General features: G+C 61.3%; 16 protein-coding genes and 1 tRNA gene. 10 read left to right on the top strand and 7 right to left on the bottom strand.

Going from position 1 to position 15,758, the window contains the following annotated elements:
- Positions 1-374: 374 nt before the first annotated feature.
- Positions 375-448: transfer RNA gene (locus tag OIU37_RS15165), tRNA-Gln, on the bottom strand.
- 244 nt (positions 449-692) lie between these two features.
- Here OIU37_RS15165 and OIU37_RS15160 point away from each other — a divergent pair.
- The 3 genes from OIU37_RS15160 (at position 693) to OIU37_RS15150 (ending at position 3,534) form a co-directional block, all read left to right on the top strand.
- Positions 693-2,258, top strand: coding sequence for an exopolyphosphatase (locus OIU37_RS15160; protein WP_264257991.1), 1,566 nt, complete (start codon positions 693-695; stop codon positions 2,256-2,258).
- A gap of 14 nt (positions 2,259-2,272) precedes the next feature.
- On the top strand, positions 2,273-2,992 hold the full coding sequence (locus OIU37_RS15155; protein WP_018497452.1) for an RlmE family RNA methyltransferase: 720 nt from the start codon (positions 2,273-2,275) through the stop codon (positions 2,990-2,992).
- 158 nt (positions 2,993-3,150) lie between these two features.
- Positions 3,151-3,534: a VOC family protein gene (locus OIU37_RS15150; protein ID WP_264257990.1), complete on the top strand. Its 384-nt coding sequence runs from the start codon at positions 3,151-3,153 to the stop codon at positions 3,532-3,534.
- Positions 3,535-3,541: 7 nt separating this feature from the next.
- Here the strand turns inward: OIU37_RS15150 and OIU37_RS15145 are convergent, their stop codons facing one another.
- The gene (locus OIU37_RS15145) at positions 3,542-4,966 is read right to left on the bottom strand and encodes a DHA2 family efflux MFS transporter permease subunit (RefSeq protein WP_171601526.1); all 1,425 of its coding nucleotides are present in this window, start codon (positions 4,964-4,966) and stop codon (positions 3,542-3,544) included.
- A gap of 261 nt (positions 4,967-5,227) precedes the next feature.
- Between OIU37_RS15145 and OIU37_RS15140 the strand changes: the two genes are divergently transcribed.
- The 3 genes from OIU37_RS15140 to OIU37_RS15130 all read left to right on the top strand — a co-directional run bounded on the left by OIU37_RS15140 (position 5,228) and on the right by OIU37_RS15130 (position 8,440).
- Complete coding sequence (locus OIU37_RS15140) at positions 5,228-6,220, top strand: MBL fold metallo-hydrolase (protein ID WP_264257989.1); 993 nt, start codon at positions 5,228-5,230, stop codon at positions 6,218-6,220.
- Between the two features lie 178 nt (positions 6,221-6,398).
- The gene (gene guaB, locus OIU37_RS15135) at positions 6,399-7,883 is read left to right on the top strand and encodes an IMP dehydrogenase (protein WP_128440017.1); all 1,485 of its coding nucleotides are present in this window, start codon (positions 6,399-6,401) and stop codon (positions 7,881-7,883) included.
- 2 nt (positions 7,884-7,885) lie between these two features.
- Positions 7,886-8,440 (top strand): hypothetical protein, encoded by a 555-nt coding sequence (locus tag OIU37_RS15130; RefSeq protein WP_168311475.1) that lies wholly within the window; start codon positions 7,886-7,888, stop codon positions 8,438-8,440.
- Between the two features lie 8 nt (positions 8,441-8,448).
- Here the strand turns inward: OIU37_RS15130 and OIU37_RS15125 are convergent, their stop codons facing one another.
- On the bottom strand, positions 8,449-9,366 hold the full coding sequence (locus tag OIU37_RS15125) for a LysR family transcriptional regulator (RefSeq protein ID WP_171602161.1): 918 nt from the start codon (positions 9,364-9,366) through the stop codon (positions 8,449-8,451).
- Positions 9,367-9,457: 91 nt separating this feature from the next.
- Between OIU37_RS15125 and OIU37_RS15120 the strand changes: the two genes are divergently transcribed.
- The 3 genes from OIU37_RS15120 to OIU37_RS15110 all read left to right on the top strand — a co-directional run bounded on the left by OIU37_RS15120 (position 9,458) and on the right by OIU37_RS15110 (position 11,658).
- Positions 9,458-10,213 carry an SDR family oxidoreductase gene (locus OIU37_RS15120; protein ID WP_264257988.1) on the top strand — a complete coding sequence of 252 codons (756 nt, stop codon included), beginning with the start codon at positions 9,458-9,460 and terminating at the stop codon, positions 10,211-10,213.
- Positions 10,214-10,321: 108 nt separating this feature from the next.
- Positions 10,322-10,738: an MAPEG family protein gene (locus tag OIU37_RS15115; RefSeq protein WP_168311473.1), complete on the top strand. Its 417-nt coding sequence runs from the start codon at positions 10,322-10,324 to the stop codon at positions 10,736-10,738.
- A gap of 278 nt (positions 10,739-11,016) precedes the next feature.
- Entirely contained in the window at positions 11,017-11,658 is a 642-nt protein-coding gene (locus OIU37_RS15110; protein ID WP_244956110.1) for a TetR family transcriptional regulator, read from the top strand.
- Positions 11,659-11,662: 4 nt separating this feature from the next.
- On the opposite strand, the gene OIU37_RS15105 is transcribed toward OIU37_RS15110, so the two are convergent.
- Positions 11,663-12,619: a LysR substrate-binding domain-containing protein gene (locus OIU37_RS15105; protein WP_206679624.1), complete on the bottom strand. Its 957-nt coding sequence runs from the start codon at positions 12,617-12,619 to the stop codon at positions 11,663-11,665.
- Positions 12,620-12,834: 215 nt separating this feature from the next.
- Between OIU37_RS15105 and OIU37_RS15100 the strand changes: the two genes are divergently transcribed.
- Positions 12,835-13,134, top strand: a complete 300-nt coding sequence (locus tag OIU37_RS15100; RefSeq protein WP_180693713.1) for a DUF1127 domain-containing protein — start codon at positions 12,835-12,837, stop codon at positions 13,132-13,134.
- Between the two features lie 155 nt (positions 13,135-13,289).
- On the opposite strand, the gene OIU37_RS15095 is transcribed toward OIU37_RS15100, so the two are convergent.
- From OIU37_RS15095 to OIU37_RS15085, 3 genes are all read right to left on the bottom strand, one after another.
- Positions 13,290-14,156, bottom strand: coding sequence for a DUF937 domain-containing protein (locus OIU37_RS15095; protein WP_171601521.1), 867 nt, complete (start codon positions 14,154-14,156; stop codon positions 13,290-13,292).
- A gap of 174 nt (positions 14,157-14,330) precedes the next feature.
- Positions 14,331-14,660 (bottom strand): MurR/RpiR family transcriptional regulator, encoded by a 330-nt coding sequence (locus OIU37_RS15090; protein WP_129418033.1) that lies wholly within the window; start codon positions 14,658-14,660, stop codon positions 14,331-14,333.
- A 56-nt stretch (positions 14,661-14,716) separates the two neighbouring features.
- A complete protein-coding gene (locus OIU37_RS15085; protein WP_097621000.1) occupies positions 14,717-15,736 on the bottom strand; it encodes a Gfo/Idh/MocA family oxidoreductase in 1,020 nt (339 codons plus the stop codon).
- Positions 15,737-15,758: the final 22 nt, after the last annotated feature.

Genomic DNA, 15,758 nt, shown 5'->3' with positions numbered 1-15,758 from the left:
GCCGATTTCAATCTTTATTTTCTGCGCTGTTGTAAATCAGCATTCCGGAAGCCTAATTTGTTTTCCCAGTCGCTGACCAATTTTGTCTATCGGCCGTTCCAGAAGCGACAAGACGTCAGGCCGGCGCCAATAGCGCCTACCGTCGCTGCCCACCACGGCGCGCCCGAAATCAACTAAAATCGAAATGGGCGCGTGTAATGCGTAGATGCTGCAAGATGCTCGCCCAAGCCACGATGTCGGATTCGCCGACATGCTGCGCCAATCGATCCAAGTCATCAGGGCAGCGAAAAGGAAGCAGGCATTGGAGGAGGGGACGGGGAGGGCAGATAAAAGCAAACCCGTTTTGCCGTAAAATCAATCGCTTAGTAAAACATTGGCTGGGGAACCTGGATTCGAACCAAGATTAACGGAGTCAGAGTCCGTCGTTCTACCATTGAACTATTCCCCAGCATAAGCGAACCGGCGGGCGGTCGGCTGGTGTGCGGCGCTTATAACCAAAAGCCGGGGAATTGCAAATAGCTGTTTTGAAAAAAATCGGTGCTGCCGCGGAAAGCTGAAAACCGCCGCAAATCCCTTGGTCCAAAAAAGAATTTGGCGATTTCGGCGGGCGCTGATATTCTTGCGGCAACGCAAAAATCGAATGAGCGCCTGCTGCATATCCCAGGACTTGCGCGGCGCGGTGGAAAAATAACGTGGAAGACCCCGAAGGCGGCGCAAAGCTGCAATTTGACGGGGCGTCGGCGGCAGGGCGCAAGGACGGCAAGAAGTCCAGGCGCCGCAAGGGCAAGCGTGGCGGGCAATCCCGCAACGCGGCTCATCCCGCTTCGCATGAGCCTTCCGGCGGTGCCGGACAGCCTGCGCGCCCGATAGAAGATGCAGCCGGGAATCCGGCCCGCAAGCGCAAGCGTCGCCGTCGTGGTGGCCATGGTGCTGCGCAGGAAGGTTTACCTCATCCTCAGACGATGGATCAGACGGCGGGGGCGGGCAATATCGCCCGCTCCGATGGTGATTCGGCACCGAGCCGGCGCAATCGCCGCAAGCATCGAGGCAAGCGTGGCCTGCAGGGCCGGCCGCTGACATCGACAAAACCATCAGGTGCCCAGCAACAGGAAAGCCGCGCAGAAGAAACGGTGCTCAGGGCCGAACTGCGTGAAACACTGAATGGCGCGAGCGCCAACCGCAGGGGCCGCCAGGAAAGCCATTCCAGTTCCGGGCAGGGGGATCGTCAGACCGGCGAGCATATGTGGCCCGAGGAGCTCTACGCTGCCCTCGATCTCGGCACCAACAATTGCCGTCTCCTCATTGCCCAGCCGACCCGTCCGGGACAATTTCGCGTCGTCGACGCCTTTTCCCGCATCGTACGCCTGGGCGAAGGCCTTGCGGCCAGCGGTCGTCTGTCGGATGAGGCGATGGAGCGGGCGATCGAGGCGTTGAGGATCTGCGCTTCCAAGCTCAGGAGCCGGGAGATCCGCCGCATGCGGCTGATCGCCACCGAAGCCTGCCGCCAGGCCGTCAATGGCGAGGAATTCCTCAGCCGGGTCGTTGCCGAAACCGGCCTTGCGCTCGAAATCATCGATCGCGAGACAGAGGCGCGGCTTGCCGTCTCCGGCTGCTCCTCGCTGGTCGGTCGCGAGACGCGCTCCGTCGTGCTCTTCGATATCGGCGGCGGCTCGTCGGAGATCGCCGTCATCCGTATCGGCGACAACCGCTTCAGCCGCCTTGCCAATCACATCACCCACTGGACCTCGCTGCCGGTCGGCGTCGTGACGCTGTCGGAGCGCCATGGCGGGCACGACGTCACGCCGGAGGCCTTCGAAGGCATGGTGCGCGAAGTCGAAGGCATGCTTGGACGCTTCGATTGCCCGGAGATCGAGGTCGCCCAGACCGGCGACTTTCACCTGATCGGCACATCGGGCACGGTGACGACGCTTGCCGGCGTGCATCTCGACCTGCCGCGTTATGACCGGCGCAAGGTCGATGGCATCTGGCTGTCCGACGATGAGGTCTCCGCCATGCAGGCAAAGCTTCTCTCCTGGGATTTCGCAAGCCGCGCCGCCAATCCCTGCATCGGGCCTGATCGGGCCGATCTGGTGCTCGCCGGCTGCGCCATTCTCGAGGCGATCCGCCGCCGCTGGCCGAGCCCGCGCATGCGCGTTGCCGATCGCGGCTTGAGGGAAGGCTTGCTCACCGACATGATGGCCGATGACGGCGTGTGGCGGCGCAACCGCAACCGCCGCGGCCAGCGCGTGAGATCGTGAGATAAGGAAAAGGCATGACCAAGGCACCGATCGCGGGAAACCGTACCGGCCGCAAGCTCGGCCAGCGCGTCAAGAACAAGAAGATGAAGGCCTCCTCCCGCCAATGGCTGGAGCGTCACATCAACGATCCCTATGTGCAGCGCGCCCAGCTTGAGGGATATCGCGCTCGTGCCGCCTTCAAGCTGCTGGAGATCGATGAGAAACACCACATCCTGCGCGGCGCCAGGCGCATCATCGATCTCGGCGCTGCCCCCGGCAGTTGGTCGCAGATCGCAGCCAAGGTCACTGGCTCGACGGATGATGATATTCGTGTGGCTGCGATCGATTTCCTTGAAATGACCCAGCTGCCGGGGGTCAAGATCCTGCAGCTCGATTTCCTTGATCCGACGGCGCCGGAAAAGCTGTTGGAGGCGGTCGGCGGCACGCCCGATCTTGTCATATCGGACATGGCTGCACCAACCACCGGCCACCATCGCACCGATCATCTGCGCACCATGCATCTCTGCGAAGTCGCGGCACATTTCGCCGTCGAAGTGCTCCAGGAAGGCGGGCATTTCCTCACCAAGACCTTTCAGGGCGGCACCGAGCGTGAGCTGCTCGCCATGCTGAAGCAGAACTTTCGCCAGGTCGTCCATGTCAAGCCGAACTCGTCGCGCGCCGAATCGGTCGAGATGTTCCTGCTGGCCAAGGGGTTCAAGGGGCGCAAGGCCGAAGGCGAAGCAGAAGAAGCTTGATCTTCGGGCCGGTCCTGACGGATGATGGCGATCGACTGCATAATTCCTTAAATCGGGATCGATTTAAGGATAAAATAGGCAGCAATGGAAAGCGTTGCCGCGTCCCTTGTGGGTCCAAAAGGACGCGTGGCGCTGTCAGGATTTGAACCGCTGATCCCATGCTTCTTTACGTCACGCTCGGAACCAACGACCTCTATCACGCAGGGCATTTTTATGATGCGGTGCTGTCTCCCCTCGGTTATCGCCGCCAGCGCTCTTCCGAAGAGGAAATCGGCTATTCCGCCGACGGCGATACGCGCTGCCGTTTCTGGGTGGTGACGCCCTTCAATCGCCGCCGGGCGACCTCAGGCAATGGCGCCATGGTGGCACTTGCAGCCGAAACGCAAGCAGCTGTCGATGCCTTCCATGCGGCGGCAATCGCGGCAGGCGCCGTGGATGAGGGCGCGCCTGGCCTGCGCTCCTACCATGCCCATTTCTATGCCGCCTATGTGCGTGATCTCGACGGCAACAAGCTCTCCGCCGTCTGTGAAAACCCGGAGTAGCGGCTGCCTATTTCACCGCATGCTGTTCGGCTTCAACAGTTGCTGCCGATATTGCCTTGGAGCGGTGGCCGGAAACGAGTGCGCCGGCATTGCGGTCCATTCGGATGAAGGGAATGGTCGCAATGACCGTCAGTCCGGCGATGATGTAGAAGGCGAGGTGGAAATCGGCCACTTGCAGCGCTTCGCCGCGGAAATAGATCGAGCTCTCCAGGATCGCGGCGGCGACCGCGACGCCGAGCGCCAGGCTGACCTGCTGCATCACCGAACTCATCGATGTCGCCTGGCTGGCTTCGGCATCATCGATATCGGCGAAGGCAAGCGCATTGACGCCGGTGAACATGAAGGAGCGGGAGAAGCCGCCGAGCAGCAGCACGCCGATGATGACGAGGTGCGGCGTCGACGGCGTGAATAGGCCGGTGACAACAGTCACGAGCGTCGTCACCATGGCGGCGCCGAGAAGTGTGGTGCGGAAGCCGGCGGCGGCGAAGACGCGCTTTGCCATGAACTTGGTGGTGATCGCCCCGATCGCGCCGGCAAAGGTGATGAGGCCGGATTGAAACGGCGTCAGCCCGAAGCCGAGCTGCAGCATCAGCGGCGTCAGGAAGGGCATGGCGCCGACGCAAATGCGAAACAGCATGCCGCCCAAGGTGGAGGCCCGGAACGTCGGGTTCTTGAACAGGTTGAGATTGAGGATCGGCGCCGGATGCCGCTTGGCATGGCGCACGTAGAGGACGCCGCAGATGAGGCCGATCAAGGTGGCGGTGACGCCGATGATCGGGGGCAGGGCCGGCAGACTGACCACCGACAGCCCGAAGACGACACCCGCGGCCGAAAGCGAGGTCAGCACGAAACCGGTGAAATCGAGCTTCGGCGGCGCCGTCGCCTCCACCTCCGGCAGGAAGATCGTCGCCAGCCAGATGCCGACGATGCCAACCGGCACATTGATCAGGAAGATCCAGTGCCAGCTGAAATAGGTGGTGATGAAGCCGCCGAGCGGCGGTCCTGTGAGCGGACCGACAAGTGCGGGGATGGTGAGCAGCGCCATGGCCGAGACCAGATCGCTGCGCTGCGTCGTGCGCACCAGCACGAGGCGGCCGACCGGTGTCATCATCGCGCCGCCCATGCCCTGCAGGAAGCGGGCGAAGACGAATTCGACGAGGTTGGACGAGATGGCGCAGAAGATCGAGCCGATGACGAAGACGGCGATGGCAAGGCGGAAGATTTTTTTGGCGCCGAACCTGTCGGCCATCCAGCCGCTCACCGGGATGAATACCGCCAGCGCCACCATGTAGGAAGTCAGCGCCAGCTTCAGGGTGATCGGCCCGACATTGAGGTCCGCCGCGATCGCCGGCAGCGCCGTCGCAATGACGGTCGAATCCATCTGTTCCATGAAGAGGGCGACGGCAAGGATCAGCGGGACGATGCGATTCATAGGCGGGGGCCTTGATGGGCGCGGAATGGAGCGGGGGAAGGCCGGTGCTGTTTAGTCCCAGCTGCGGGTTCTGCCAATCCCCAAATCCGGGTCCCAATTCGGGTCGATGACACGTTTGCTTCACGTCTGCGTGAGACGGCTTGCCCGACAACCTCGGCTATCAACATTGACATATGTTTACCCAGCTGGGGCAAGAAATCCGGCCGGAAACGTCATTGGGGCCGAGCGGCGGCACACCGCACGTCATGGGAGAATGGATATATGACAATTTCGACGCGAATGAAGCGGCGCACGCTTCTTGCCGCAGGCCTTGGCTTGGCTGCGGCGCCGGCAATTTTTAGAGATAAGGCCGAAGCGGCTGCGACTGGAGAAAACAGAAATATGGATGGAACGCCTTTGCCCGAAATCGATCAATTTAAGCTCGGTTCCTATAAGTTCACCGTCGTCCGCGACGGCATCAACATCTCAGAAAAGCCCTACGAAACCTTCGGCACCAATCAGGATCCCGAAACGGTCAAGGCGTTGCTCACCGCAAATTTCCTGCCGGCTGACAAGTTCCTGAACGGCTATACGCCGGCTCTCATCGATACCGGTTCCGATGTCATCCTCATCGATACCGGCTTCGGTGCGGCCGGCCGAGCACGCGGCGCCGGCCAGCTTGCCGAAGGCCTGAAGGCGGCGGGGTATTCGGCCGAGGATGTCACCATCGTGGCGCTGACCCATCTGCACGGCGATCATATCGGCGGCTTGATGGAAGACGGCGCGGCTGCTTTCAAGAATGCCCGCTATGTCGTCGGCCAGGCAGAGTATGATTTCTGGTCGAACAAGGCCCGTGAAGGCACGCCCGCCGAAGGAGGCCATAAGGCCGTACTCGCCAACGTGACGCCGCTTGTCGAAAAAGCCACCTTCATCAAAGACGGTGACAGCGTCGCGCCGGGCATGACGGCGGTGCTGGCAGCGGGCCACAGCCCGGGGCATATGGTGTTCCACGTCGAATCCGAGGGTAAGCGCCTGGTGCTTGCTGGCGACACGGCCAACCATTATATCCTGTCGCTGCTGCGCCCGGATTGGGAGGTGCGCTTCGACATGGACAAGGCGCAGGCGGCGGCCAGCCGCCGCAAGGTTTTCGAGATGATCGCGACCGATAAGATCGCCTTCCTCGGCTACCACATGCCGTTCCCGGCGGTCGGCTTCGTCGAGAGGCAGGATGGCGGTTATCGCTTCGTGCCGAAGACCTATCAATTCGACATCTGAGCGAGATGCATGGCTGCCATGACGAGCCCGGCGGCCATGCCGGGCTTTTTGCTATTTCCTTCCTGTCATAGACGTGTTACCAGCCCTCGCCAACTTCCAAGCAACCCATGCAGACCGCCGGGGCGGACGATTCGTTTCCGGGCAGGGTCGCATTTTTATTAAATGAAGGAATTTGGCCATGGCACGCATCATTGAAACGGCAACCGGCGCAGACGCGCTTACCTTCGACGACGTGCTGCTGCAGCCGGGACATTCCGAGGTCATGCCCGGCCAGACGAACATCTCCACCCGCATCGCCCGGGATTTCGAACTCAACATCCCGATCATCTCTTCAGCCATGGATACCGTCACCGAGAGCCGTCTGGCGATCGCCATGGCCCAGGCCGGCGGCCTCGGCGTCATTCATCGCAACCTGACGCCGATCGAGCAGGCCGAGCAGGTCCGGCAAGTGAAGAAGTTTGAAAGCGGGATGGTCGTCAATCCGGTGACGATCGGCCCCGATGCGACGCTTGCCGATGCGCTCGGGCTCATGAAATCCTACAGCATTTCCGGCATCCCTGTCGTCGAGAAGTCCGGCCGCCTCGTCGGCATCCTGACCAACCGCGACGTCCGCTTCGCTTCCGATCAGGAACAGAAGATCCATGAGCTGATGACCAAGGACAATCTGGTCACCGTCAAGGAAAACGTCGACCAGCAGGAGGCCAAGCGCCTGCTGCATTCGCATCGTATCGAGAAGCTGCTGGTGGTCGATACCGAGGGCCGCTGCGTCGGCCTCATCACCGTCAAGGATATCGAGAAGTCGCAGCTGAACCCGAATGCTTCCAAGGATGCGCAGGGCAGGCTTCGCGCCGCCGCCGCCATCAGCGTCGGCGATGACGGCTTCGAGCGCGCCGAACGGCTGATCGAGGCCGGCGTCGACCTTCTGGTCGTCGACACCGCCCACGGTCATTCGCAGCGCGTCCTCGATGCCGTCACCCGCGTCAAGAAGCTTTCCAACTCGGTGCGCATCATGGCCGGCAACGTCGCCACCTATGACGGCACCAGGGCGCTGATCGATGCTGGCGCGGATGCCGTCAAGGTCGGTATCGGTCCGGGTTCAATCTGCACGACGCGCATCGTCGCCGGCGTCGGCGTTCCCCAGCTCGCCGCCATCATGTCGGCGGTGCAGGCCGCGAATGATCAGGACGTGCCCGTCATAGCCGATGGCGGCATCAAGTTCTCCGGTGATCTTGCCAAGGCGATCGCCGCCGGCGCTTCCGCCGTCATGATCGGCTCGCTGCTTGCCGGTACCGATGAAAGCCCCGGCGAGGTCTATCTCTACCAGGGTCGTTCCTTCAAGGCCTATCGCGGCATGGGCTCCGTCGGCGCCATGGCCCGCGGCTCGGCCGACCGTTACTTCCAGGCCGAGGTGCGAGACACGCTGAAGCTCGTGCCCGAGGGCATCGAAGGTCAGGTGCCGTACAAGGGGCCGGTTTCGGGCGTCATCCACCAGCTCGCCGGCGGTCTCAAGGCGGCCATGGGTTATGTCGGCGGCAAGGATCTGAAGGATTTCCAGGAGCGGGCCACTTTCGTGCGCATCTCCGGTGCCGGTCTTCGCGAAAGCCACGCCCATGACGTGACGATCACCCGCGAGAGCCCGAACTATCCAGGCGCCGGCCTCTGATCATGAAGGCGGGCAGCGGGATTCCTCTTTGGGTCGTCGCGCTGCTCGCAGCCCTCTGCCTCGCCGTGCTCGCCTGGACGACATTCGGGTTCGTCGTTCCCTTCAAGCACGAAACCGGCCAGGCAGTGCTCGATACCTATTTCGCCGGTTACGACGAGTCGGCGGTATTCCACATGCAGAAGCTGCTCGATGAGAACGAGACGGCGACCAGGCTGCTGCGCGCCATGTATTTCGGGCCGGAGCTGATCTTTCCGGCATTGCTGACGGCGCTACTGTTCCTTGCCTTCCTCAAGCTCGGTCCCGTCGGTTCGTGGTTCGGCCAATCGGTGCATCCGCTCGTCGGCAAGGCGATCTACCTGCTGCCGTTCATCTACGGCATAGCCGATTACGGCGAGAACATCTCGAGCCTGGTCGCGTTCGGCGACGGTGCGCCCTCAACGCTTGCGACGCAGCTGCTGCCGTGGATGACACGGCTGAAATTCGCAAGCCTCGCCATCTGCTTCATCCTCATCGCCCGGCTTGCCATCGCCCGCTGGCTCTCTTCGCGTGAACCCTGAAGCGGCTGTCAGCTCCTCCACCGCCAGGCGGGATTTGAAAGTCTTGTCACCATGAAATCGGAAAGGACCTCGACCTTCGCAGGTCGGCTCCGAGCAGAAGGGGTGACGAAATACAGTGCGCCGGCAGGCAGCGTCCAGCCGGAAAGGATTGGCTTCAGCCGGCCGTCAATGAGATAGTCATGCGCGAGAAATTCCGGTAGTTCGATGATCCCGAGGCCGCGTAGCGCCATCGGTACCAAGGCTTGCGAATTGGTGGCCCTGAGCGCACCACTTGGCACTATGACCTCCTCCTTACCTTCACTGTTACGCAAGCGCCAGACGTCTTGGCGCGGTCTGTAGGCGTATCCGAGGCAATGGTGAGCAGCCAGGTCGCGAGGGTGTTCCGGCGCGCCATGTCGATCGATGTAGGCGGATGCAGCGAGAATGAAGCGATCCACCGGTGTGAGCCTGCGCGCGACCAGTGATGAATCCGGCAATACCGCAATTCGGAGCGCCGCATCAAAGCCGTCTCCCACGATATCGACGACGGCATCGCTCATATGCAGGTCGATGGAAATGTCCGGATAGAGCTCGAAAAAATCGGGTAGGATGGGCGCCAGCCAGCGTGTGCCGAAGGCCATCGGCGCGGCTAGCCTGATGAGGCCTCTCGGCCGGGTAGCAAGCTCCCGGGCTGTGTCTTCTGCTGCCTCGGCCTCAGCATAGATCCGTGCGGCGCTGTCGATCAGTCGCAGGCCAAAATCCGTCAACGCGAGCTGCCGCGAAGTACGGTTGAAAAGCCTTGCGCCCAGCCTGTGCTCAAGCCGGCTGACGGCACGCGAAACGGTCGGCACGGACACCCCAAGCGTTTGAGCAGCCCGCGCGAAAGAACGTTCTTCGGCGACTTTTGCAAACATCGCCAGGCCTTCGAAATCCGGAAATTTAGTCATGTCATTCCTGAAACGATAGCTTTCAGTTCTTTCTATTTCGAAACGGTGCCGCCGTCCATATCTCAGCTCCAGTCGAACAAAGGAGACGAGAATGACACAAAGACTGGATGCAAAGATTGCGGTCATCACCGGCGCCACCTCAGGCATTGGTCTTGCAACAGCCAAGCGCTTCGTGGCTGAGGGCGCTCGGGTTTTCATTACCGGCCGTCGCAAGGCTGTTCTCGATGCAGCCATCGCTGAGATCGGCGGAGGGGTTGTCGGCATTCAGGCTGATTCGGCCAATCTTGCCGACCTCGATCAACTCTATGAACGGGTAAAGGCAGAGGCCGGGCGAATTGACGTGCTCTTCGTCAACGCGGGTGGAGGGTCCATGCTGCCCCTCGGCGAAATTACCGAAGAGCAGTATGACGATACTTTCGATCGGAACGTGAGGGGGGTTCTCTTTACGGTGCAGAAGGCCCTGCCACTGCTTGCCCGAGGATCATCGATCATATTGGCGGGATCGACAGCAGGCTCGACCGGCACGCCCGCCTTCAGTGTGTATGCCGCATCGAAAGCTGCTTTGCGCAGCTTTGCGCGCAACTGGATCCTTGACTTGAAGGATCGCGGCATTCGGATCAATACGCTCAGTCCCGGTCCGACGGAAACGACTGGGCTGGTCGAATTGGCAGGTAAGGACCGAGCTCAACAGCAGGGCCTGCTTGATTATCTTGCGGCCCAGGTGCCAATGGGCAGGGTCGGCCGTGCCGAGGAAGTTGCCGCAGCCGCACTCTTCCTTGCCTCGGATGATTCCAGCTTCGTCACCGGTGCCGAACTCTTCGTCGATGGCGGCAGCGCCCAGGTCTGATGATACCGGGCGGCCCGCTATTCTGATGGCGGGCTGCCGACGCTGGTATCCTTTTCTCCTTTCGGCTACTGCTCGCAAGGAATGCGAAAGCGGAAAGGAAACAGCCATATGACCGGCTATCAAATCTTCTGGCCACTCTTCGCCCATGTGGCCCTGGTTTACGGTCTTTATGCGCTTCTTGGGCTTCGGCGCGCGAAAATGGTCCGCGCCGGAAAGATCAACAAATCGGAATATCGGGAAAACCGCGGCGAACCGGCCGAAAGCCTTGCCGTCAAGAACTGCCTCGCCAACCAGTTCGAACTGCCTGTGCTCTTCCATGTCTGCTGCATTCTTCTTTATATCACGGACGCCGACAATATCGTCACACTCGGGCTTGCCTGGATCTTCGTCGCCCTGCGTTATGCTCACGCCGCTGTCCACGTCAGCAGCAACGAATTGCGCTATCGCAGCCCGCTTTTTGCGGCAGGCTATGTCGTACTCGCTGCCATGTGGATCTGGCTCGCCGTTTGGATGGCAATGGGCTGAACCTGCGTCGATCGCAGCCAATCGGACGGCGTGCTCTATATCCTCGACAACGCGATGACTGTCTCTTCTCTGCGGGAGCGTGGCACAACCTGTCGAGGTCTTTTCGATGCTCCATCAATTGCCGCGATATGTTGTGAGACCTTGATTTCACAGGCTTTTGACGACCGTTAAAATCTGAATGTTTCCATTTACGGCAGGTGAAGGCTTGCATGTCATACCCGCCCGACGCGGTGGTTCGGCACATGCCTTCCGCCGTGAACAATAAGAATGGGAACGACATGGGCGCGGAAAGCATGGATCGGATCGGCTTGCGCAGGAAGCCGAAGCAGGAGCGCAGCATCCAGAGGCTGGACCTCATTCTCGCCGCCGCCGCCAAGATCATCGCTGAAAAGGGCGTCAGCGCCATGCGGATGACGGAACTCGCAATCGCCGCCAAGGTGCCGATCGGTTCGGTCTACCAGTATTTCCCGGAGAAGGCGGCGATCGTCAAAGCCCTGTTCGACCAGCACGCCTCGGCTATCCAGGCGAAGACGGCGGCGATGTTGGCTGATGTCAGGTCGCTCGACCAGGCGCTGGACCGCGTCTGCGCCACCATCGACTGGTATTACGATTCCTATCACAACGATCCCGTCTATCTCGGCGTCTGGATGGGAACGGAAACCGATCAGGATCTGCTGCGGCTGAATATCGAGCATAGCGGCCGCGTCGCCGGCATCTTCCATGACGCCGTGCGTCAGCTGGCTCCCGACCTTTGCGACGAAGAAATGTACGCGCGCACTTACCTATTCAGCCACCTGATCGGCGCCGTCATCCGGCTTGCCGCCGTCAGCGAGGAGGCCTTGGCGCGGCGCATGCTCGACGAATGGAAGCGCGTCATCCGCGCCTCGCTTTTCGCCGCCACCGTGCCGCGCGCCGCCTGAGCTCTTACCAGCTTGGTACCATATTGGCGGCCTTCAGCCGCGGATAAAGGCGCGCCTGGGCGGATTTGACATCCGCTTCGAGGCTGTCGTCGACGTCAGCGGGCGTGATATTGTCGAGGCAGGCGGTGATATGCGCCGTGATCGCATTCATCAGCGAGAGCGAAACGCCCGGACGCTTCATGATGCCGATCTGCACCGGCGGCAGCGTCGGAAAGCCGTCCGCCTGGCTCAGCACTTTCATGCCCGTCCGCAGCGCCGATTCCGGCATCACCGAAACCGCCATCCCGGCAAGCACGGCGGCGGCAACGACGGTGCAGGACCAGCTGGTGAACAGGATTTGGTGTTCGCGTCCCACAGCATCGAGCGCCGAGCAGGCGAGCTGGCGCCACTGGCAGTCGCGCCGGCCGACGGCAAGCGGTACCGGCGCGTCGTCGCGGATCGGATGGTTGGCCGAGCCCACCCAGCAGAGCGGCTCGGTTCTCACCACATCGGACATGCGCTCGCGCGGATTGTGGGTGACGAGAGCGATGTCGAGCTCGCCCTTATGCATGCGTTCGGCAAGATCCACCGAGGGCTCGCAGACGATATAGAGCTCGACATTCGGATGCGTCTTGGCGAAGCGGCCGATGATTTCCGGCATATAGCGGTCGGCATAATCGTCCGGCGTGCCGATCCGCAGCGTCCCCTCCAGCCTGTTGTCGTCGAAGGCCGCGATCGCCTCATTGTTCAGGCGGATGATGCGCCGGGCATAGTTGAGCAGCTTTTCGCCCTCGACCGTCAGCCGGTTGCCGCGCCCATCCTTGATGAACAGCTGCTTGCCGATGCGCTCCTCGAGGCGGCGCATCTGCATGGAGACGGCCGATTGGGTCTTGTAGACCCTGTCGGCGGCCTTGGTGAAGCTGCCGGAATCGACGATGGCGATGAAAGTCTGCAATTGGTCGAGATCAAGAGGCGCGGACATGTTGTCACCCATAAAGATAGCTGATGATAATCATTAGAAACATTCGTTGGACTGATCAATAGGTCTTTGGCATCTTCGGGATGCAAATCAAGCAAAGTGAAGGACAGACGCCCTGCCTGTCCGAGCCCAATACAGCCTTGCTCCTTCTCGCACGACATCGCGTGAGGGGTGGGTTGTTGTGCGCCTAAAAGAAAATCGAAAGAAAGGAGAGTCCCATGCGGATGACAGACAGAACAATAGAACTCGACTGCGGCAAGCTCACCCCGACGTTTTCCCAGCGTCTGGCAGCAGGCCTCGCACCGTTGACCTCCCTCTTTCGCGGGCTCCGCAATCGCATGGAGATCAACGCGCTGCACGATCTGAACGACACGCAGCTGAGGGATATCGGCCTTACCCGGGCCGACCTGACCTCCGCGTTCCTGGCGTCGACCTTCTTCGAGGACCCGTCGGAACATCTGACGCGCTCAGCCCGCAATCGCTGGCGCCTGTCGTTCTTCCGCTCCCACGAAGAGTAGGAGCGTCGAGTTTCCCCGCAGGGTGATAGCCAATAGCCCTGCCGCTTGACCCGGTGATCGGCTTTCCCAAGCCATCTCCGGGTTTTTTTATGCGAGGATTGAAAGAGTTAGGCGTCCTTTGTGCTTCCGAAAGGACGTACGGCGCTCTGATGCGCTTATTCGTTCGTCTCGGCGGAGGGCTTTGGCCGATAGGTTTCGAAGATCGCTTCCAGGTTCTTCTGGTAGCTCTTCTGCACTTCCAGTCCGCTGTCGAACATGGCGTTCAGCATCTCGGTATAGCTGTCGGCATTGACCTTCGCCTCCTCCTTGGGCGCCTCCGACGTCTTGGTATTAGCTTGGGCCTGGGCCGCTGGCTGCTGGCCGAGCCCGCCCATCATCTCCTGGAAGGCCTTGGCGAAGGGATTGTCGAGGAAGGGGTTCGGCGTCTGCGTTGGCGCGGGCTTCGGCACCGAAAACATCTGCTGCATCGCCTGCGTGAAGGGATTGTCGAAGATGCTGGGCTCGGGGGCCGGCTTCGGCGCGAAGCCGGTACTCTCAAGCCATTTCTGCATGGTCTCGCCCATCGCCGTGTTGACGAAGGGGTTGACCGGCGAGGCCATCTGGCCGGTCGTCTGCTTGAAGAGCCCGCCCATCAGCGTATCGGCGAGCACCGGCAGCATCCGCTTGTAAATGTCCTGGCCGATCCCGGTCATCTGCGCCGCCTGAGCGGCGACCGCGCGCGAAACCTCCTTCGAGCCGAAGAGCTGGGCGAGGATGTTGTTGCCGTCGGAAATGCCTTCCGGCGTGAAGGCCCGGCTCATATCTTCGAAATATCGCGCATAGTTGCCGGAGGAGACCGCCTGCATCAGCCCGACGAAATCATAAGGATTGCTGGTGCTGCGTTTCAGGCCGGCGGAAAAGGCCGGCATCAGCGCCGCCATCGCCTTCGTCGCCTGTTCCTGCGCAAGGTTGAACTGCCGGGCGATCGCTTCCATCGCCGCGCCGTTTTGCGCCTGCATCATCATGTCGAAGAGTGGCAGCATGGAAGTCCCTTTCCCCGAGTCGTGACGCGTGTCACGTCACTATAACCTGAAATGCTAATGCGCAAACGGCTTTTTGCCATAAGAACTTAGGGAGGAATTTTTTGCTGGAGCATGCGGTCGAGCCTCAGCGGCAGATCAGTGGAACACCGCCGCCGGCCCTCTCGCTTCAGGACATCATCGGTTCGGGATGGGAGGCGCGTGTCGGGCAGTGTTTATGCTCTGCTCGGCAAGGCGGGATGTTTTCAGATGCTGCCGGAAAAATGTCTTGAAGTCGCGAAAGCTCGCAAATCCGAGAGCGGTGGCAACGCGAACGACGGTGGAGGGGGAGACGGAGCACTTGAGCGCGACTGAAGCGACGGTCCCGAACGCGATCAGTTCCGGATTTGTGAGCGCCATGCGGGCAGCGCGTTCCTGCTGTTCGGGCAGCGTCAGGCCTGTCTTGACGATCATGGCCTTGAGTTCGGTCAGATCGTTCGGCCGCTTGAGATTTTCCTCAGAATTCATGACCGTGGTTCCTTCGAGATGCGGTGCGCCGGCTCCGGGCCCACCGCGGTTGGCCTTCAGTTCAGCGGGATTGCCTGCTTTTTCGAAACCGATGCGATGCAGGCAAGCGCGATTGCGAGGGCATTGCGAGCATCCGTACCCGTCGGCCCTTTGGTTAGTTCACGATTACGAACGGAGCGGACGAAAGAGGCGAGTTGGGCCGTGTAGCCGTGAACGAAGTGCTCGGTGTCGCGGCGCCATGTGTCGTTCGAGACGCCATTGCCGTCGAAGAGCGTCATGCTGGAGCGGCGCACGTCGCCCATCGTGACCATCCCGCCGGAGCCGAAGACTTCGCCGCGAATGTCGTAGCCGTAGAGGGCGGAGAAGTTTGCCTCGGCGACCGCGATCGAGCCATTGTCGAACCGGATGGTCACTACAGCCGTATCGAGGAAGCCTTTCTCCCGGGCGTCCGGCCGGATGAGGGCGTCGGCCATTGCATGGACCTCGACGGGCTTTGCTCCGGGATTGAGCCAAAGCAGCGTGTCGAAGTCGTGAATGAGGGTTTCGTAGAAAATCGTCCAGAGCGGAATGCGATCGGGATCGGCGCCGAACGGGCCGGGATCGCGCGTCAGCGAGCGGATCAGCTGCGGCGCGCCGATCTTTCCCTCGTCGATCGCGGCACGGCCTTCGGCAAAGGCCTGATCCCAACGCCGGTTGAAACCGACCTGAAGGGGAACGTTGGCCGCGCGTGCCGCTGCAATGGCGCGATCGGCATCCTCCAGCGTCAGCGCCATCGGCTTTTCGCAGAATATCGCCTTGCCGGCTTCGGCGGCCTGGACGAGGATATTGGTGTGGAAGCGGGCCGGTGTGGCGATGATCACGGCATCGAGCCCGGGATGGGAAAGAAGCTCCGCGACGCCGGTATAAGCGGTCTCGACGTCGAGCGTCTCGCCGAGCCTGGCGGCAGCGCCCGGTGCAGGATCGGCGATGGCGACGAGATTGGCGTTGACGAGGCGGCGGGACACGGTCTCCCCATGAAAGGAACCGATGCGGCCGGCGCCGATGAGGCCGAGATTGACGGGTTTGTTGGCTGGCATGGCAGCAATCCTGTGCGTATCG

This window comes from Rhizobium sp. BT-226 (assembly GCF_025847085.2).
Classification (GTDB): domain Bacteria; phylum Pseudomonadota; class Alphaproteobacteria; order Rhizobiales; family Rhizobiaceae; genus Rhizobium; species Rhizobium sophorae.
This window is presented reverse-complemented; position numbering and strand designations above follow the sequence as displayed.